Here is a 19,944-nt window from a genome sequence, read left to right on the forward strand (position 1 = left end):
GCAGCAAGCCTGTTTTTTGCATATATTTTAGCATAAATGTTATGTCAAAAACTATCTTTGTCCAAAAACTTTACCATTTGATATAAAAAAGAGACAAAATCAACATCATCTCTCAGGTTCTCTTTATTAAGATAAATCATGGTTGATTTTTCTATCAGCAAGGAGAGCAGCAGTCCCTCTTTTAGATTTTCTATATCATACGAAAAGGTGATGATTCCTTTTTCCCTGGCAATTTTTGCAACTCTGGCAATATTCTCCTTGGAAGATTTCAGAACATAAAATGCGGACGCAGGTGTTTTCATATCAAGATGTGCGAAATCAACTATCTTCACTTCATAAGGGTATTTATCAAAATGCCCTTTAAATTTATTTTCTATATACTGCTTTACATGTAGGGCTGTATCATAATCACTTTCATCACACACAATGGTATATACAAGTCTGTTTTTTATAAGTTTTTTTTCTATTTTTTTATCAAGTAACATGATTTTTGGAAAAATTGATGCCTGTGCTTTGAGTAACAACTCATCATAACTGTATCCAAAAAGCAGAGGAACAAACAAGAAATGTAAAAGTAATAAACGCATCATCTAAAACCTCTTTTTAAAGGTAAGTAAAAATGTTCTGCGTTCCTGCGCATAATCATTTACATAGGTATTTGGTGAAGAGGGGTATCGCACATCTGTATCAAAAAGGTTTTTCACACTGACATTCAATGTATAGCCATACTGAATATTTTTATAATTCACTGCAGTATCGAGTGTCATATAGCCCTTTAGCTTTGGACGCAGATCTGTCTCCACCCTCTCTTTTGAACTGACATACTTTGCTGTTGCACTCAAAGCCAAAGCAGGATTTATATTATAAATATAAAATCCTTTTACCAGATGATGGGATACATTCGGCAGGTTATTACTGTCGCTGCTGCCATCCATCCTGTAGCTGCCATCTGTGTAGGTATAATTTGCATATACTTTGTCATTAGGCAGGATATGCCCCCTGAACTCAAGTTCTATTCCGTAAATATCTGTCTTGGCACTGTTTTTATACACAGGATCCGTAACAGAATTGTATATCTGATCTTTGTTGGCAAGATAAAAAAGATTCGCCTGCAAATAGGCATCATTGGAAAAATTTCTGATGTATGCCAGTTCATACGATGTTACTTTCTCCGGCTTTAAATCTGTACTGCCTACTCTTGCACTGTTGTTTTTTGTAAACATCTCCTGCCAAGAGGGATTTCTGTGGGAGTTACTGTATATGGCTTTAAATATGTTTTTGAAATCTTTATGATACACAAAAGAAATTCTTGGTTCAAACCCTGCATCTTCATAAGAAGTCTGTTCATAATTTATACCGTATAAGATGCTTAGCTTAGCATTAACATTGTATTCATCCCCCAAAAAGAACGTATAAACATCCCGTGAAGCATCTTTATCAAAAAACGGCCGTGTCAGCGTATAATCTACCAAAGTTGCATCACCCGTAGCAAGATTGGAGAGTTTCGAACTCATCTGGATCGTTCTCTCCTGTCTTGCTTTGTAGCCTATTGTAATGGTATGTTTTGCAACTCCGCTGTATTTCACATACGTCGACTGATACAAAACTCTCTGCTTTGCATAATGCTCTCCGTAAATACCATCAGGAAATACTACACTGCCTAAAACCAAATTATCAGGTGCCAGTTTTGCTTTTGAATCGAAAGCATCGTATTTTACTCCTGCTTTTATGTCCAGTTTAAAAGAGTGTATCTTTTTCATATATCCCAGTTCAGCATAGTAACTCGGCAGTCTCATTCTGTCACTCTCTTGAGGCAGGGCAAGGTTGATCCCGTAGGCGCTTCCCTGTTTATGTTGCAGCATACGGGCTTTGAGTCGAAAGTCTTTGTACCTTACATCCAGTCCGAGAGAATATTCATCAAGCCACAGGGGAGCCTCACCGGACTGGGACAAAGCTATGTTTGCCGGACCTAACGCACCTTGAGAGAGTCCGTCCGGACCGGAAGATATATTTTTATTGTCTTTTTGGTAATAAAAATCTATATGTGTCTTAAACTCTTTGCTTTTAAAGTTTTTTACAAAACCGCCCATTGTGTAATCATACGACCCGTATTTAAATACAACTTTGTCATTTGATTCAAATTCTTCAAAATCTTCTGCATAAGTAACAACATTAATAGATCCGGCATAGGCATTAATCCCGTCTACTTTACTCCCTGGTCCTCTGATAACCTCTATGCGTTTTATCATCTCTATCGGCATGGAAAGATACTCGGAATAAGAATCAAAGAAAAGATTGTTTACTAAAACACCGTCTATAAGCAGTTTGGACTGTCCATAGGCAAAAGGGTTGGAACCTCTGAAAATCGGTGTCTGGTTATTGAAATTATCAGTAGCCATATCTACACCCGGAACAAGCAACAATGCCTCTTTAAGTGTCGACACACCCAACTTTTCCAACTCTTTTGCTTCAAAGACAGAGATAATATAGGGTTGGTAATGTTCATTTTGTTTTGTTTGTGTAGCAATTTCATTAAACTGCTTCATATCTGTCATAATGGAAGAGAGCAAATCTTCTGCCTGCAGTTGCAGTACTGCCAGACAGACAAGTAAATAAAGTCGTATGCTGCGCTTCACTCCATTGTCCCCCATAATTTTACTAATTCGGGATTTACACACCCAAGTTCTTTCGTATATAAAATACAAGGATAACGCCATCCAAAATCTTGATGCTGCTGAAGCTTTCCTACCGGTTTATATGGCATTTTGTATATTTTCAACAGCCGTAAAAAGTTTTTTTCAAGATTTCCATATGTATATTCTATTCCCTCTTCTAGCATTTTACCATACATATAATGTTTTACCGCTTCTATAATAACTTTTGTCGTCTTCATACTTCTGTATTTTTTATCAACAAAGATTCGTGACATCTCGCCAAGTTTGTTTTTTTCAAACATACTGTTGTCAAACCTTGCACTGTTTTGTGTCGGATATCCAATGGGAGAATTATAAATCAGGCGTACTGTTGCACAGACATTCTCTTCTTCATCCAATGCTGCAAAATGTACCGAATATGCGTCATATTTGTCATACTCTTTTTCATCTTTAAGAGCATTTTTTTCCAGATATTCCGGATATATTTCCCTCAGTATTTTATACCTAAAAGCAAAAACTTTGTCCAGGGTTTTTTTATCGCTTACCTCTAAAAATGTAAAATTCATCATCTTCCGGTTTTATGACTGCTGCAGTTCTTTGAGTTTTTCTTTGACAGCTTCTACATGTCCTTTGACACGCACTTTTTCCCATTTCGCACGCACAATGCCCTCAGGGTCTATAATGAATGTGGAACGGACAATGCCCATATACTCTTTGCCATAGTTTTTCTTCAACTGCCACACACCGTACTTCTGCATCATCTCGGTACTTTCATCACTCAAAAGCGTAATGCCTAAATTGTGTTTTTCTATGAAGTTCCTGTGCTTTTTCGTACTGTCTGCACTCACCCCAAGAATCACCGCATCCAATGATGAAAAATCCGGAGCAGCCTCCGTAAACTCACAGGCTTCTGTTGTACATCCCGGGGTATTGTCTCTCGGGTAAAAATACAACACTATCCATTTTCCTTTTAAATCCCGCAGACACATCTCAACATCATCCTGATTCGGCAGGCAAAAATCCGGTGCCTTCTCTCCAACTTCTATCATTTTCTTTCCTCCTAAAAATAAATTTAACATGCAAACTTCAAAGCCACTCTCAGCCCGCACTAAAGTACGGGTTCCAGTAAACCGCCTTCGAAGCCACTCTCAAGTCCGCACTGACGTACTAATTCCGAAAAAATATCAATATGTACTTCGGAACCGGTACTTTTAACGCTAAAGCGTAACTTAGAAAAAAACTAAATTTTTTTCTGCAGTGCCGGCTAATTGCTTTAAAAGCGCTATTGCTAGTAAACAAACAACAGCAAATATACCCAAATACCGCTAAATGAAGTAAAAACTATACCCAAAAAAGTTTTCAAAGCCAATAATTTATGCTCATTGGACTTTAACCCAGGAAGCACTCCTTTTATAGCCTGATAATTTGCTTTTGCTATTGTACGACTCCAGTATACCAATGTAAGTACGGCTATGATTACATGTAAGCCCAGTACAAGAGAAGCGTAAGTATGTGAAACACCGCTTCCTTCCATAAAAGCATCAAATCCTCCGCCCATACGGACACCGTATTCAAAGTATCCGACAACAATGACCGATACTGCAAAAATGGTATTTTGAATAATTCCGTGCGCCCTGTAAAGCTTTTTTCTTGCCAAAGATATTGCTCCATATACCAATAATGGCAAAACTGCTACAATAAGTGTCACAACATCCATAAACAAAGGGGCTCTTGTTCCCAAAAACCCCTGCGTAAACATATAATCCATATCTTATGCCTTTCTTTTTTGATAAGTGTAGTATATCCAGACTAATATTACCAACAAAACAAAAACTATTATAGTTATCTCTTTTAAGTATTCTTGTATAAGCGTCTCATTTTCTCCTATAAAATAGCCCAAAAGTGTCAAAATCAGCGCCCAGATTCCGGCTCCCAGCGTGGTAAAAAAAGAAAACTCAACGATATTCATGCGGGCAAGTCCTGCCGGAATCGAAATAAGCTGTCGAATTCCCGGAATAAGCCTGCCTGTAAAAGTAGAGATATGCCCGTGGCTTTGAAAATAATTTTCCATTTTATCAAGTGTCTCTGGAAAAATAAAAAAATATTTCCCGAATTTCAAAAGAAATTTCCGTCCCAGTGTCAGTGCCAGATAGTAATTCACAAAAGCTCCAACCAAAGAACCGCCCAAAGCACTTCCCATAATGTAAGCTATGCTCATATCTCCTTTTGCTGCCAGATATCCGGCAGGAACCAAAACAATTTCACTCGGAAAAGGAATAAAAGAAGATTCAATCGCCATCATAATAAAAATACCGGGATATCCCCAGTCAAATATCAAATCTACCAAATCCTGCGCCAGTTCCTGTATCATTTCATCTTCTTTTGTACATCTTGAATCATCTGCTGTGCGACATTCCCGTTTGTGTAGTGCAGAAGCTTTTCACTCTTTTTTTTGAGTTGCGGATTTTTAAGTACCTTGATTAGTTTTGGTTTCAAATTTTTCCCTTCACGTTCGCACCATGCCACATTGTCTTTGACAAGAAACTGCGCATTATAATACTGATGATCACCTGCAGCATGCGGATAGGGAACAAAAAACGCAGGACACCCGTTTGCTGTGAGTTCCCAAAGTGTTGAAGCGCCTGCACGCGAAACAGCCAAATCGGCACGTGTAATCAACTCCGGCAGTTTTTTTGTAAATCCATAAAGCTCAACTGAAACACCAAGTCTGTCATACTCCTGCCTGACCCTTTCATAATCAGCCTCTCCGGCCTGGTGTATGATGGCAATATCCATCTTTTGCAACTTATAGGCTACATGTAAAGCCAAATCATTAATTGCCTTTGCCCCATGAGAACCGCCTAAAAATATAATGGTTTTCAGTTTGTCTCTGCACCTGGCATTTTTATAAAAAAACTCTTTGACAGGATACCCCTTTACAGGAGAATTTTTGTCATAAGCAGAAATGAAACTTTTGGCATATTTTTTTAAAAGCCTGTTGAGTCTGCCCTCAACCGAATTTTGCTCATGAATAAAAAGCGGTATAAAAAGGCTCAAAGAAGCAAAAGATGCCGGTGCCGCAGAAAATCCGCCAACACTGTAAACTGCTTGTATTTTATGTTTTTTCAGAATCTTTCTTGCCTCCAAGAAGGCTTGAAAAACCTTATAGAGTGCGTTTATCTTTGCAATACCCTTTTTGTTCACAACACCCGTTGTTTCTAAAAAATAGACATTTGAAAAATTACTGTATTTTTGAAAATATTTTCTGTCCTGTCCCGAGGTCGAACCGACAAAAATCACCTCATATCCATCAGCTACAGCAGCCTCTGACAAAGCTTCGGCAATCATCAAATGCCCGCCTGTTCCGCCGCCTGTAATACATAGTTTCATACCCGCTTTTCCTTAATTCATTTTTGCTTTTTTCGATGCCATCAACACCATACCAACACCAAAAGCAGCACCAAGCATTGCCGAACCGCCATAAGAGAGAAAAGGAACAGAAATCCCTTTAATAGGTGTTATACCGCTTATTCCATAGGCATTTACCAAGAAAGAAAAGGAGAGGATCAGTCCGATGCCGATACTAAAGAGATATATACTTGTATCTTTGGTTCTGTTGGCTATTTTAAATATACGCTGAATCATCCACAAAAAGATGAAAACAACACATAAAACACCAAAAAATCCAAACTCTTCCGCAAGTCCTGCCAAAACAAAGTCTGTATGTACCTCGCTTAAAAAACCGAGTTTAAATGTTCCGTTTGCAAGGCCTGTACCAAAAAGACCGCCATTGTGTATAGCATTGAGAGAGTGCCCTATCTGATATGGTTCAACTTCAACAGGCACCCGAAGTTTATCGGCAATCGCATCAGGCAAAAGATCAAGCACAGAGTTTTGTGCCAAAGCCCACCATGATTTGATCCTGAGTATTCTGTGCTGTGCCGTTACAATAAAGAGGATAACTGCTCCAAAAATCACACCCAGGATAGAAAAGAAAAACCGAAAACTGCTCCCTGCAAAAATCAGCATAAAAAGCAAAGTAGCTCCGAGAACAACAACCTGACCCAAATCTTTTTGCAAAAAGGCTATAATAAACATTGCCCCTAAGAAAATAACAGCATAGGGCATAAATCTTTTAAACTCGCCACTCAGTCCCATACCGTCATGATGCCCGAGTTTTCGAGAGAAGCTCCAGGCCAGAAAATAGATAAAGCCCACTTTGAAAAACTCAACAGGAGCAAGCGAAAAGCCGGCTATTTTAATCCATCGTTTTGCTCCGCCGACTTCAGAAACAATACTTTCAGGCAAAAAAGGCATGGCTATCATTAAAATCAGAGAACCAAAAAAGAGAGTGAAACCTATGGGTTTGAGCCATCTGTCCGGATCAAGCTGTGAAAGCATAAAAATTATGATCAGACTCATGAGCCCAAAAACAGTCTGTCTTATGGCAAAATGAAATTCATTCACGCCAAACAAGAGTGTAGTATACGGCGTCAGCGTATACGAAAGTACTATACTGATACCAATCAAAAGTGACACGAGGGTAAAAAGCTTTCTGTCTGCGTTCACGCTTGCTCTACTTTATCTTGTTTATTTTTAAAACAAATTCCACTTCGGGTTTGGAGAGATGCAGTTCTTTGGAAATCGTTTCTATGGGAACACCCTGTTTAAACAGCGATATGATTTTTTCATCATCATTCCCGTGAATAGATGCAGGAATAGAGATCTGCTTGACACCGCTTTCAAGCTGCAGTATTTTGTTTTGTATTTCATGTTCAATGATATTGATATTGTTTTGCAGCTGCTTTATCGCCAAAGAGAGCGGATGCACCATATCATATACACTGCGTTCTATTTCCTGATAAATCTCCTCATCAGTCATTCTTTGTGAATTGTCTTTTATACTGCTTTGTGTCTGGTCAAGTTTTTTTTTCAGATAATAAAACTCTCTGTTTAAATCTTCAACCACAGAAGCAACTGAGCGAATGTTTTTTGAATACTCGGCATCTTTTGTATAGACATAATAGAGCAGATAGAGAATAATCGCACCGAGTATGACAATAAGATATTCTATATTGAAACTGAATTGATCCAAATTCACTGTTTTTTCTCTTTGGATTCACGGATTAATATACGTTCACGTGCAGTCAGGTAAGCAGCCCACTCTTTTTCATCACGCTCATGCATTCTGACAATCTGTGCCAAATTTGGAGAAAGTGCCTTAAAAAACACACCGATATCACGTTTGGGATGTACCGGCATACTAATGCGTCCATAATACTCTTTTCCTTCTTGCAGCATAGGTTCTTCGAGTTCAAAATGTTCAAATCCGATAGCACGAATATGCGCTTCATTTGTCAAAGAGAGCCTTTTTGGTGTTTCATTTTTTAAAAACATCTCCAAAGCGTCTATTTTTCGGTGAAGTTCCACCATAAGGTTCAGCAAAACAGGATCGCTTTCTGCTGTTTCACCTCGGGCTTTTGCAAGCTTGAGCCACTGTGAAATCGGATCATCATCACTTTCACTGAGTTGCTGATACTCTCTTTCATATGCGTCTTTGTTTAAATCGGCTTCTGAAAAAACTATAGCAATCGGTGCGGGAACTAAACGGGGTTTATTCATGAGAGTGTCCTGTCAATAATAATTAAAATTAAAAAGGCAATGCCCAGATAGCCGTTGACGGTAAAAAAAGCACGGTCTATTTTTGTAAAATCTTTTCGTACAAGCATTTGCTCATAATAAAGTACAAAACCACTGCCCAAAGCCGCTGCGTACGCAAACATGCCAAGATCTGCCGCCCATACAAAAAGCAGCCAGAACAAAACGGCCAAGGCATGAAAAAGAGCAGAGATAAAGAGTGTGGCATCTGCTCCGTAACGCGACGGTATAGAGTAAAGATCATTGTCTTTGTCAAAATCTATATCCTGTAAAGAATAGAGCAGGTCAAATCCTGCCACCCAAAAAATGACACCCAGAGAAAGCAGGACAGACCATAAAGGTATAGCCGCATTGACCGCAACCACTCCGGCAATCGGGGCCAGTCCAAGTGCTATACCCAAAACCACATGTGCCAAAGACGAAAAACGCTTAAAATAAGAGTATGCAGCCAGAACAAATAAAATAGGAATACTCAGAGCAAAGGCAAGAGAATTTATCATATAGGCTACGGCAATAAAAATAAGCGCATTTACAATGACAAATATAAGTATGCTTCCCCTGTCAAGTCTGCCGTCTACATTCGGACGGCTGCTTGTTCTTGGGTTTTTTGCATCAATATCACGATCGGCATAACGGTTTACACCCATTGCAAAATTTCTAGCACTGAGTGCCGCCAAAACACCAAGAACCAAAAGCCATAAACCGAACCAACCATCCGCTGCCACTATCATCGCTATAAAAATGAATGGCAGGGAAAAGACGGAATGTTCAAACATCACAAGTTCATTAAAATCTTTTGCTTTTTGTAGTATCCGCTGCAAATCAAACCTCATCTTCACTCTTTTTTATATTCTATCTAAATGTGATTTAAATTTTAATGATATTGTGCAACTCCTGTTTCAAATGCTTCAATATATTCATAAAGCACTTCTGTTTTGTTTTTGTGTTGCAAAGCATTTTCTTCCAAGGCACTCTTTTCTGTCTCTTGCATGAGGGTGTAGAGTTCCTCAAGAAAAAGTGCCCCTGCCGCACCTTTTATTTTGTGTGCCGTCTCATATATTTTTTTGTTGTCTTCGCGAACAAAGGCATCTTCAAGAAGAGGTACAAGCTCATGCAGACTCTCTAAAAACAACCTCAAAAGTTTTAATCCGACCTCTTTGCTGACACCTACTTTTTTATTTACCTGCAGTAAGATTTTTTCTATATCTATTTGTATGACATCTCTGTGTTGTCTTGAGTATTTTGACAAAATCGTTTCCAGTTCCTCACTGTCTATCGGCTTGCTCAGATACTCATTCATACCGCAGGCAAGAAATTTTTCCCGGTCTCCTTTGATGGCATTTGCCGTCAGTGCCACAATGGCAACATCAGACTGCAGTTCTTTGCGTATAAGTTTTGTCGCTTCAAGACCATTCATCACCGGCATATTTATATCCATAAAAACCAGATCATACTCGTTTTGTGCCACTTTATCCACGGCCTCTTTCCCGTTATGTGCAAATTCGAGGGTTATATTTGTATACTTCCTGAAAATTGACTCTATCAGCATTCTGTTTATTTCATAATCTTCTGCGACAAGTACATGTAAAGAGAGCTTGTCACATACCCCCTCTTGCTGACACTCTCCATATATATTGTCTTCTTGGAGCGTTTCTTCATCCGCATCACACAGATCAAAATCCAGATAAAAGAAAAATTCACTGCCTTTGTCTTCAACAGACTCTACCCGCAGTTCACTGCCAAATACATGAAGCAGATCAGCACTGATGCTCAAACCGAGTCCTGTTCCTCCGAATCTTCTCGTTATCGATGTCTCCGCCTGGGCAAAAGGCTTGAATATCTCTTCGAGTTTGTCCTGTGCAATGCCAATGCCACTGTCTTTGATACTAAAATGGAGTCTTTGCTGTGTCGCAGTTTCCCTGACCAAAGATATACTCAACTTCACAGTACCGCATTCGGGAGTAAATTTAATGGCATTTGAGAGTAGATTTATCATGACCTGTCGCAGACGGGTAGCATCACTGTACAAACATACAGAGATAGCATTGTCAATTTCAAGTGTATAGTGCAGGCCTTTTTCGTCTGCTACTGATTTGAGCAGTTCATAGGTTGTTGCAAATTCCACAAAAGGATTCAACGGCACCTTTTCAAGTGAGATTTTATTGTTGGTTATTTTTGAAGAGTCTAAAATATCATTGACAATATTGAGCAGCGTTTTTGTCGAAGAGCTGATAACATTGAGATATTTTTCCTGTGTCGCATCCAGCCGTGTTTTACTCAGCAACTCCGTAAAACCCAAAATTCCGTTCATCGGAGTTCTGATTTCATGACTCATATTTGCCAAAAACATTGCCTGTGCTGTTTCGGCTGCTTCAGCCTTTTTTCTACTCTCCACCAAAGAGGTTACATCTTCACGAATTGCCATATATTCTATAATCTCATTATTTTCATCATGAATGGGAATAATAGAGCTTTTGACATAGTAACTGCTGCCGTCTTTTGCTCTGTTGGCAAACTCTCCCTGCCAGATATTTCCTTTTTTTATTTCTCTCCACATCTCGGCAAAGACCTCGTCAGGCACATCCGGATCACGGACAATACTGTGCGCCTGACCGATAAGTTCTTCTTTTTTATACCCGCTCACCTCTTCAAAACGTTCATTCACATAGGTAATGTTTCCCAAAGTGTCTGTTCTTGAAATAATAACAACACTGTCAAGTGCTTTTAAAAACTCGTCAAGTTTAAACTTTGACGCTTTAAAGTGCTTCTCTTTTTCCTTCAACTCGGTTGTCACATAGTCAATCAGATTAAAAAGGGCACTGTCTGTTTTGGAACTGTTTTTCAGTTTTCTTTTTTCATTGAGCGTATGCTTGCGTGTTTGGGTCCCTTTTTCACGCAAAAATAAAATTGTTGTCGTGATATTGAGCAGTCTTGCTTTTTTTTCATTTAAGAAAAACTCTCCAAAGGTAAAAAAACCGCTGGTGGGTGCAATATTTTCAAGCAATCGAAATATTTTCTCCAGCTCTTTGTCCAAAAACTGTTTTCTTGCAATACAGGAGTATATAAAGCAGGCCTGCAAAGAGTCTGTATCCGTTATGCCTTCTTTGAGAGTATACTGGTTCACAAGAGTTCTGCTGCCTATACCAAAACGCACCTCTTCTCCCTCCGCCAAATTACCGCCGTACAATAAACTTCCGTCATCAAACATACTGAGCATGGATCTTGCGACAGGCATATCTTTTTCCTGGCAGATGAGCGGAAATTCTATCGTTGAAGCCGGCATATTGTCCACGGCGAAATCACCAAGCACTTCGGCATACACATCTTTGATAGGACGGTGATCGATTTCATATACTCTTGCACCTTCGGATTTTGTAATCATAAAAGTCGGGCCGACAGCTCTCCAACCCAGGTTATAATCCTGAAACACTTCCAGTGCCTCCCCTTGCAGGGTAACACATACCGCACCACCGTCAAACACTTTGTCTTCAAAAACTGTATAGGTCTGTTGAAAATGAAGCATATCTGCAGCCATCCCTCCGGCAATGACCGCATGATTGAAATTACAGGAGGCAAGCCCTTCAAGGTACTCCTCTCCGTTATGCTGCAGACCGTCCAAAAAGGTAATGACACATTTTGTATCTTTGCCAAAAATCTTTTTTGACAAAGTGTGCCCGAGTCTATAAGAGTCCTCTCCTCTTTCATAATATGCATGCAGCGTTGTTTTTTCAAAAAGTGTTATGCTGACAACCGTACTGCTGTCGAGCATCTCTCCGTTTGCAATTTCTCCTGCCGCAGAAGCACCGATGAGCAGGGCATCTGTAAAAGTCGCATATATCTCTGCAGCGGTTTTTTGCAGTGCCTCTTTTGATTCCAAAGAGCTGAACAGTTGAATTAAAATATTTTTTTGATTTACATCAATGGCTGCCTCTTGCAAAAAGCTGTGAAAAGCATCCAAATCTGTATATATATGATTGTACTGTTTCATAATAAATCTTTTTGTTTGAGTTTACACCATAAGGCTTTACAAAGTTATTAAGTTTGGTATAATTACTCTTCAAATCAACAAAACAATAAGGTTTATTCAATTATGAAATTTACTATTTTTCTTTTTCTGCTCCTCTTTTTCAGTGCCTGCAATTTCACTGAATCCAAAGAGGAGCTTGCAGCAAAACAGCTTGCACAAAAAAAAGCTTTTGAAGAAAAAGTTGCCGACACAAAAGAGATACAACTCAAACAAATTGATGCACAAAAAGAGCAGGAGCTGGCAAAGATAAATGCACAGACTACTCTGGCGAAAATGGAAAAAGCACAACTGCTCGAAAAAATAAAACTTGAAGCAGCAGCACAGAAAGAAAAAATGCTTTTGGCCCAGGCAAAAGAGAAAGAGGCTTTTGAGGCAAAACTGCGTGATTTGGAGCGTCAGGATGCTATGGAATTAAAACGCTACCTCCTGTTGATACTCTTTTTTGTACTGCTTATTGCTACTTATTTTATCTACCTCTATTTCAAGCGCAGACACGATGATAAACTCAGAGCCTACCAGGACAACCTGGACAAATATTTTCATCAGCAGGAAAACATGACAAAAATGCGTATAGCCGAAAAAATTATCGACACTGTCGCCAGCGGCAAGCTGGGAAAAGAACAGGAGAGTGAGCTTATAAAAGCACTCAGCGGCAATATTTCACCTGCAGATGAACCTAAACTGCTCAGTGATGAAACAACGCAAGACGCGCAAATAATCGATCAAGACAAATGAGTTTCAAACAGATTGCCATTATAGGACCAACGGCCTCGGGAAAAAGTGACTTGGCCATCAGCGTTGCACAACAGACAAATGCCTGCATTCTCTCCATAGATTCACTGAGCATCTATAAAGAAATTGACATCGTCTCGGCAAAGCCTTCTTCTGAAGAACTCACACAAATCAAACATTACGGTATCAATGAACTTTTTGTCAATGAACATTTCAGTGTTGATATTTTTATAGATTTGTATAAAAAAGTACGCCTTACATGTAAAGAAGAAAACAAAAATCTCGTCATCGTCGGCGGCACCTCTTTTTACCTCAAATCTTTGCTTGAAGGGCTCTCGACACTTCCCGATATTACACAGGAACACAGTTTACATGTAACGAAGAAACTGCAAAATCTGGATGCCTGTTATGCATTTTTGGTACAAACAGATCCAGAATATATGCAAAAAATCGCCTCCAGTGACAGATACCGTATAGAAAAAGCGCTCCTGATTTATGAAGCATCGGGTATCTCTGCGAGTGAATGGTTCCGACAAAATCCGCCAAAGCCCATTATCGAGGACATAGATATTTACAATATTGACGTCCAAAGAGATGTTTTGCGCCAACGCATCCAAAAAAGAACACAGAAAATGTATGAAAAAGGACTGATTGACGAGGTTTGTTTTTTGGAACAAAAATATACAAGAACACCCCATGCCATGGGCGCCATCGGCATAATGGAAGTGCTTGATTTTTTAGACGGCAAAATAAAACAAGATGAAATGCTCTCTCTTATCTCTACACACACCGCACAGCTTGCAAAAAGACAACAGACTTTTAACCGCACGCAGTTTAAGAATGTCACAAATGCAAAGCTTGAAGATTTGGAAGAACTTATTTTGAGCAGATTTTAGCATACATCTCAGGACGTCTGTCTCTTAGCAGCCCCCAATATTCTCTTTGTTTGGCATTCTCAGCCAGGTCAAATTCAGCGTAAATAACCTCTTCTCTCCAACGGGAAGCCTCTGCAATTTTTGCCCCTGTATAGTCTGTAATAAAAGAAGAACCGTAAAAAGTAAGCCTGCAGCTCTCCCCTTTTTCTTCTCCTGTACGGTTTGCAACAACCACCGGTACCGTATTTGTCGCGGCATGTCCCATCTGTACCCGTTGCCAGTGCTCTTTTGAATCCAAATGAATCTCCGGTTCACTCCCTATAGCCGTCGGATAAAACAGAATCTCTGCACCCATCAAAGTCAATGCCCGTGCCGTTTCACAGAACCATTGGTCCCAGCAGATGCCTACCCCGATTTTTCCGTACGCCGTTTCATAAACCTTAAAGCCGGTATTTCCCGGTTTGAAGTAAAATTTCTCTTCATACCCCGGACCGTCAGGAATGTGCGTTTTACGATAGTTGTCCAGCACCGCTCCGTCCGCATTGACAACGACAAGTGAATTAAAGTACCCTTCATCCGCTTTTTCAAAATAACTCACTAAGACAACTACATGTAACTCTTTTGCCAAAGCCGCAAAATGTTGTATCAGTGCGTTATTTTTCAAAGGCTGTGCCCATGCAAAGTATTTTTCGTCCATATCTTTGCAAAAATAGAGCCCTTCAAAAAGTTCCGGTAAAAGTATGATATTTGCTCCGTTTGCAGCAGCTTCACGGACAAACTGCCCAGCTTTTAAAACATTGGCGTTTTTGTCTTCGCTCATACTCATCTGAATTGCAGCTGCTTTTACCGGTTTATTCATAACCTATCCTCTGCCTGTTACTTCTAAAAGATGATAGCCAAACTGTGTTTGAATCGGTCCGTACACAACACCGACATCCCCGCTAAATACAGCCTCATCAAATTCAGGAACCATTTGTCCCGGTCCGAATTTCCCCAAATCTCCGCCGTTTGCCGAAGAAGGACATGTGGAATTTGCTTTTGCCACCTCCGCAAAATCCGCTCCGTTTTGTATTTCGTTTTTCAATTCATTACACTTTTCTTCACTCTCTACAAGTATATGTCTTGCTGTTGCCCATGCCATCTTTTAATTCCTTAATTTTGTTTTACAAAATGAAGGAAACCGTCTATTGGTTTTATCACGAGCATGAAAGTAATTTCATTCTCTACGTTAACACTAGGTTTCCTTCGGCAGGAAGCCCGTCGCACCAGTACGACTTTATTCCACATTTTGTTTATAAAATTTTACTCTATTTTTACTTATAGTTACACTTTAGGACTTTTGTATTAACTACTTTTACCTATAATACTGAAAAAATACGGAGAAGATATATGAAAAATATAATTATTGGACTTTTGGCAACTTTTTTACTGCTGGGCTGCAGCTCAAAAAGTGATGAAAACAAAAATGTAGAACCAAAACTCGTTGTCTCAAAAAGTCTGGCAGATCTAAAACTCAAAGACCAGTTTGAAAAGCCGCATACACTCAATGCAGACACATACAAAGTGATTTTTGCTTTTGACAAAGAGCCTGCACATACATGTAACGACTTTTTTAACACACAAAAACCGAACTACCTGCAAGAGCATCATGTGCAGTTTGTAGCCGATGTGAGTGCGGCACCTTCCATTATCAGAAGCCTTTTTATCCTTCCGGGTCTCAAAGACTTCAAACATGTTGTTTTGCTCTTGGATGACAAAAAAGTTGCCGCCCCGTACAGAAAAGGGATTGATACAACAAAAATAGTTGTTGTGACGCTTTTAAACAAAAAAATTACCGACATCAAAACAATCTCTACAACCGAGCAGTTGAAAAAAGCGGTTGAAGATAAGTCTGCTATGTCTTACATCGCCCCTGTTATCAACAAAGTTATGGACAGTGTAGACAACGCTACAAAATAGAAGCAACTGAATCAAAAAGATAATCAGGCTTGATACCCAAAGACAAATCTTTTTTTGAAAACTTGCCTGTTTTGACAAGAGCCGCTTTTATACCGGCGTCTTGTGCTCCTTTTATATCACTCTCTATATCATCGCCTATCATGACGCACTTCTCTGGCTTTACATGTAAACTCGCACAGGCCAAATGGTAAAACTCTTTGCTTGGTTTGCCTATAAGCGAAGCACTCTGTCCGCTGGCATACTCCAAGGCACTCACAAAACAGCCGGCATCCATACTCAGTTCGTTGTCCGCATCTTTAAAGTACCTGTTTTTTGCAATGGCAAGCAGCGAAGCCCCCTCCATCAGCTTTCTGAATGCACGGTTGAGATTTTTGTAATTGAAATTTTCTTGGGCATCTCCGACAACGACATACTTTTTGTCATAATATTTCAGCTCGTTAAAAAAAGAGAGCGCATCATCCGTCAGTAAAAACTCCGCAGAACTTTTCTCTTTTGCTAAAAACATTTTTGTCACGTCAAGCGCCGTAATAATTTCCTCACTCTCAATGTCAAAGCCCATTTTTTGCAGTTTTTTGACAACCTGTGCAGAGGTTTTTTGGGTGGTATTTGTCAAAAAACGTATGGGGTAGTGCTTTTTTATCTCTCTTATTGCCGCAACAGCACTCTCTACAGGCTCCTCGCCTACATACAACACACCGCCGATGTCACACAACACCGCCTTTACAGATTCATCAAACATCATTCTCTCCTCCTTTAAAAAATCGAAAGCCCCGTTTTTGTCGTAAAAAGCTCCAGTGCCTTGTACCTATGAGTGAGTTTCCCTGTTCATTCAGTGCAGGTGACCAGACACAGATTCCCATTTTTTGAGGAATGACGGCTACAATTCCCCCACCTACACCGCTTTTTCCGGGAACACCCACTTTAAAAGCAAAATCCCCCGACGCATCATAATGTCCACAGGTCAGCATCACGGCATTTATCCGCTTTGCCTGCGCTTTGGTTACATAGGTTTTTTTGTTTATGGGGTCTATGCCGTGGTTGGCAAGGTAGAGCATAGAGCGTGAAAGCATTTTTGTATTCATCTCCAGGGCACAGTGATTAAAATAGGTCTGCACCAGTGTTATCGCTTCATTGTCTATATTGCCAAAACTCTTCATCAGGTTTGTCAGGGCCAGATTTCTGTAGGCATGCTGCATTTCTGAACTTGCTACGACTGAATCCATACTTATACTTGTATCATCGGCAATAGAGCGTATAAAATCCACTATGGCATCAAAGGCGAGCGTATCTTTTTTGTAATGCGTGATAAGCGTGTCTGTTATAACAATGGCACCCGCATTGATAAAAGGATTTCTTGGAATCCCGTTTTCATATTCGAGTTGCACAAGAGAATTAAAAGGGTTTCCCGAAGGTTCACGTCCTACGCGCCTGTAAAGCTCTGCACCGAGATATTTTAAAGCCATGGTAAAGGTAAAAACTTTGGAGATACTCTGTATGGAAAAAAGTGTCTCTGAAGCACCCACATGGTAAGAACTTCCGTCAAAAAAGGTAATGCTCATCGCAAACTGCTTTGCATCAGCCTCTGCAAGTGCAGGAATATAGTCGGCCACTTTTCCTTTTCCAAAAAGCGGCTGTATTTCAATTTCAATATCTTGCAGAATTTGTTGGTAGTCCATCGGTTTATCCTTTTAAGCCACAGAGCCCGCACTGCAGAAAAAAATTTAGTTTTTTTCTAAGTTACGCTTTAGCGTTAAAAGTACGGGTTCCGAAAAAGTCACTCTAAGATATTTTAACACAATTAAGATTATTTTAATTCCAAAAGTACCGTGTCTCTCCTGGTTACATCAACCCGTCTGCAGGCATTTTCAAAGGCTCCGCCCTCGCCTATGACGATACATTTGTGCTTGGCACGCGTAATGGCGGTATATATCAGCTTGGTATTATGCATAATGTAATGCGTAAAACTCATAGGAATCACCACAATATCATACTCCATGCCCTGTACTTTATGAATCGTCAGGGCATAGGAGAGCATCAAATGTGATTTCAGCTCTTCATATTCATAACGAACCACTACATCTTCATTGGGGTAAAAAACAAATACCTGCTCTTCTTCTTCATCAATTTTAAAAAGCAGTCCGCTCATGCCGTTAAAAATTCTCCGCTCATTTGCTTCCTCCCCCTCTTTAAAGCCCTCGCCGCTCCAAGAAACCATATTTTCGTTTTTCGTATGCACGACCTTGTCCATCAAACGAAATTCAAGTTCTCCCCGCTTGACACACTTTTTCGGATTGGGATTAAAATACTCCTGCAAAACTTTGTTGAGATTATTCGAGCCTAATATTCCGCCTTTCATAGGCGTAATAACCTGAAAATAGTTCAGATACTCTTTAATCTGTTTGTTGCTCAGCCGGTATCTTGCTTTTTCTATAGACTCGACAACCCGGTGAATAATCTCCGCAATAATCTGTTGTGAGTTGTCCTCTCTGAGGTTTTTTAACTCCTCCTGTGAGAGTTGGTTTTTCAGCGCATAATAGTTTTGAATACTGACATCGACAAACTCGAAATCTTCATATTTTTGCCGATACTCGGGAATCTCTGCCTGACGGATTTGGTTGGCGATGAGGGTAATCGCCTGTTCTTCACTCTGTCTGTAAATCTGCGTCAGTTTCACAGTAGGAGCAAGCGCAAGCGTCAGTACATCACTCAGCACATTTCCCGCACCTATTGGCGGCAGCTGCGCATCATCTCCGACAATAATGACAATGGCCTTTTTAGAAATTTTGTGCATCACCCGTGCAAACAATGAAGAGTTTATCATAGAGGCTTCATCAATCAATACAACCGAATAGGGAAATTTGTCACTTCCCTCATGTTTGACTAGCAGTGACTGAATTGTTGCAGACTCAAAACCCGTTGTGTCGCTAATACGCTGGGAAGCAATGCCACTCAAAGCACAGGTAATTATCTCTTTTTTATCATATCGGGTATTAAGCAGTTCTAAAATTGTTTTGCTTGTCGTGCTTTTTCCCGTTCCGGCATACCCGACTAAAAAAAGTAAAGAAGCGCCCTTATTTATCATCTCCACGGCAGTTTTTTGCTGTTCGCCGAGCTTAAGAGAACTCTCAGACAAAAAAGCATCAAGGTCTTTGACAAATCCGCCGCTGTCAAGTTTTGCTCGCGTTGTAAAATCATCATACAAAAACTTCTCTGCATCATACAGACGTACAGGAGAAACCCGATCGTTTTTCATAATCACTATACTTTGTTCAGCCACCCGCTCCACCAAAGCCGCCTCATACAGATTTTCTTTGTTGACAAACCCGAGCAGTTCGTCCAGACCGCCAAAAAGCACCTCTTTTGCTATGCAGCTGTTTCCCTGTGCCTCACAGTAGTTCAGCAGCACATAATCCATAGCCGAACTGATACGCTGTTCATTCTCAGGTGTTATGCCCATTTTCAGTGCCAGTTCATCCGCACGTTTGAAACCTATGGAGTTGATATTTGTCAGAATGTAGGGATTTTCTTTGATTTTTGTGCACGGCTCGTCCACATCTTTCATCGCGGTGGCAATCGTTGTCAACAGTGCCGGTGTTACATCATAAGGGCTTAAAAACTCCCCCAGCCGACGCATGGAACGAAACTGTTTCCATGAAGCCTGGATTTTTTTGAGCCGTTTTTCTTTAATGCCTTTGAACTCCAGCAGTTTTTCTATGTCATTGTCCAAAATTTCTACAAGTTCTTCCGCGCCGAAATGTTCTATCAGATCCGCAGAGAGTTTTTTTGTAAAGCCTTTAATGATTTTATTTAAAAAGAAAAAGAGTTCATTCTGGTTGACTTTGAGTGTCTCAAATTTAAAAGTCTTGCCATACTTTTTATGCTCAACCCACTCCCCTTCCAGGGTAATTGCAGACCCTTTAATACTCTCGACATCACTTTCAAAATAGGTCCCGCTGATTTTTTCACCGCTTTTTAAAACAGCAATGAAAAAGCCCTCGGATTCAAAAAGAATTCTGTCGATTTGCCCTATGAGTGTCAC

The 19,944-nt window shown here is 40.0% G+C and carries 19 protein-coding genes and 1 pseudogene; 3 read left to right on the plus strand and 17 right to left on the minus strand.

Features of this window, described 5'->3' with window-relative positions:
- Nucleotides 1-44: 44 nt before the first annotated feature.
- The 12 genes from ETP70_RS10180 to ETP70_RS10235 all read right to left on the minus strand — a co-directional run bounded on the left by ETP70_RS10180 (nt 45) and on the right by ETP70_RS10235 (nt 12,300).
- Nucleotides 45-590, minus strand: coding sequence for a hypothetical protein (locus ETP70_RS10180; RefSeq protein ID WP_151901075.1), 546 nt, complete (start codon nt 588-590; stop codon nt 45-47).
- Nucleotides 591-2,636 (minus strand): TonB-dependent receptor, encoded by a 2,046-nt coding sequence (locus ETP70_RS10185; RefSeq protein ID WP_188109985.1) that lies wholly within the window; start codon nt 2,634-2,636, stop codon nt 591-593.
- Nucleotides 2,633-3,220, minus strand: a complete 588-nt coding sequence (locus tag ETP70_RS10190) for a GNAT family N-acyltransferase (protein WP_151901076.1) — start codon at nt 3,218-3,220, stop codon at nt 2,633-2,635. Before ETP70_RS10190 ends, ETP70_RS10185 begins: the two co-directional genes overlap by 4 nt.
- A 12-nt stretch (nt 3,221-3,232) precedes the next feature.
- Nucleotides 3,233-3,703, minus strand: coding sequence for a thioredoxin-dependent thiol peroxidase (bcp, locus tag ETP70_RS10195; protein WP_151901077.1), 471 nt, complete (start codon nt 3,701-3,703; stop codon nt 3,233-3,235).
- Nucleotides 3,704-3,942: 239 nt separating this feature from the next.
- Entirely contained in the window at nt 3,943-4,422 is a 480-nt protein-coding gene (locus tag ETP70_RS10200) for a DUF420 domain-containing protein (RefSeq protein ID WP_151901078.1), read from the minus strand.
- 3 nt (nt 4,423-4,425) lie between these two features.
- Nucleotides 4,426-5,025, minus strand: a complete 600-nt coding sequence (locus tag ETP70_RS10205; RefSeq protein ID WP_151901079.1) for a DedA family protein — start codon at nt 5,023-5,025, stop codon at nt 4,426-4,428.
- Nucleotides 5,022-6,044, minus strand: coding sequence for an undecaprenyldiphospho-muramoylpentapeptide beta-N-acetylglucosaminyltransferase (gene murG, locus ETP70_RS10210; RefSeq protein WP_151901080.1), 1,023 nt, complete (start codon nt 6,042-6,044; stop codon nt 5,022-5,024). The genes ETP70_RS10205 and murG overlap by 4 nt, the downstream gene beginning before the upstream one ends.
- Nucleotides 6,045-6,056: 12 nt before the next feature.
- On the minus strand, nt 6,057-7,223 hold the full coding sequence (locus tag ETP70_RS10215; RefSeq protein ID WP_151901081.1) for an FtsW/RodA/SpoVE family cell cycle protein: 1,167 nt from the start codon (nt 7,221-7,223) through the stop codon (nt 6,057-6,059).
- 7 nt (nt 7,224-7,230) lie between these two features.
- Entirely contained in the window at nt 7,231-7,755 is a 525-nt protein-coding gene (locus ETP70_RS10220; RefSeq protein ID WP_151901082.1) for a hypothetical protein, read from the minus strand.
- Nucleotides 7,752-8,276, minus strand: coding sequence for a hypothetical protein (locus ETP70_RS10225; protein ID WP_151901083.1), 525 nt, complete (start codon nt 8,274-8,276; stop codon nt 7,752-7,754). Before ETP70_RS10225 ends, ETP70_RS10220 begins: the two co-directional genes overlap by 4 nt.
- A complete protein-coding gene (mqnP, locus tag ETP70_RS10230) occupies nt 8,273-9,133 on the minus strand; it encodes a menaquinone biosynthesis prenyltransferase MqnP (protein WP_151901084.1) in 861 nt (286 codons plus the stop codon). The genes ETP70_RS10225 and mqnP overlap by 4 nt, the downstream gene beginning before the upstream one ends.
- A 53-nt stretch (nt 9,134-9,186) precedes the next feature.
- Entirely contained in the window at nt 9,187-12,300 is a 3,114-nt protein-coding gene (locus tag ETP70_RS10235; RefSeq protein ID WP_151901085.1) for an FIST N-terminal domain-containing protein, read from the minus strand.
- 102 nt (nt 12,301-12,402) lie between these two features.
- On the opposite strand from ETP70_RS10235, the gene ETP70_RS10240 reads away from it, so the two are divergent.
- Both ETP70_RS10240 and miaA read left to right on the plus strand, forming a co-directional pair.
- Nucleotides 12,403-13,074: a hypothetical protein gene (locus ETP70_RS10240; protein ID WP_151901086.1), complete on the plus strand. Its 672-nt coding sequence runs from the start codon at nt 12,403-12,405 to the stop codon at nt 13,072-13,074.
- Entirely contained in the window at nt 13,071-13,967 is an 897-nt protein-coding gene (gene miaA / locus ETP70_RS10245; RefSeq protein WP_151901087.1) for a tRNA (adenosine(37)-N6)-dimethylallyltransferase MiaA, read from the plus strand. The genes ETP70_RS10240 and miaA overlap by 4 nt, the downstream gene beginning before the upstream one ends.
- Here the strand turns inward: miaA and aguB are convergent.
- Both aguB and ETP70_RS10255 read right to left on the minus strand, forming a co-directional pair.
- Nucleotides 13,948-14,805, minus strand: a complete 858-nt coding sequence (gene aguB, locus ETP70_RS10250) for an N-carbamoylputrescine amidase (protein ID WP_151901088.1) — start codon at nt 14,803-14,805, stop codon at nt 13,948-13,950. The two genes, miaA and aguB, sit on opposite strands and share 20 nt — an antisense overlap.
- 3 nt (nt 14,806-14,808) lie before the next feature.
- Nucleotides 14,809-15,087 (minus strand): peptidylprolyl isomerase, encoded by a 279-nt coding sequence (locus tag ETP70_RS10255; protein WP_151901089.1) that lies wholly within the window; start codon nt 15,085-15,087, stop codon nt 14,809-14,811.
- 248 nt (nt 15,088-15,335) lie between these two features.
- Here ETP70_RS10255 and ETP70_RS10260 point away from each other — a divergent pair, with 248 nt between their 5' ends.
- Complete coding sequence (locus tag ETP70_RS10260) at nt 15,336-15,905, plus strand: putative periplasmic lipoprotein (protein WP_151901090.1); 570 nt, start codon at nt 15,336-15,338, stop codon at nt 15,903-15,905.
- Here ETP70_RS10260 and ETP70_RS10265 read toward each other — a convergent pair.
- From ETP70_RS10265 to ETP70_RS10275, 3 genes and pseudogenes are all read right to left on the minus strand, one after another.
- Nucleotides 15,895-16,647 (minus strand): TIGR01458 family HAD-type hydrolase, encoded by a 753-nt coding sequence (locus ETP70_RS10265; protein ID WP_230973266.1) that lies wholly within the window; start codon nt 16,645-16,647, stop codon nt 15,895-15,897. The two genes, ETP70_RS10260 and ETP70_RS10265, sit on opposite strands and share 11 nt — an antisense overlap.
- A gap of 11 nt (nt 16,648-16,658) precedes the next feature.
- Nucleotides 16,659-17,581, minus strand: a pseudogene (locus ETP70_RS10270) (glutaminase).
- Between the two features lie 128 nt (nt 17,582-17,709).
- A complete protein-coding gene (locus ETP70_RS10275; RefSeq protein WP_151901092.1) occupies nt 17,710-19,944 on the minus strand; it encodes an AAA family ATPase in 2,235 nt (744 codons plus the stop codon).

The sequence above is a fragment of the Sulfurimonas hydrogeniphila genome (genome assembly GCF_009068765.1).
GTDB lineage: Bacteria > Campylobacterota > Campylobacteria > Campylobacterales > Sulfurimonadaceae > Sulfurimonas > Sulfurimonas hydrogeniphila.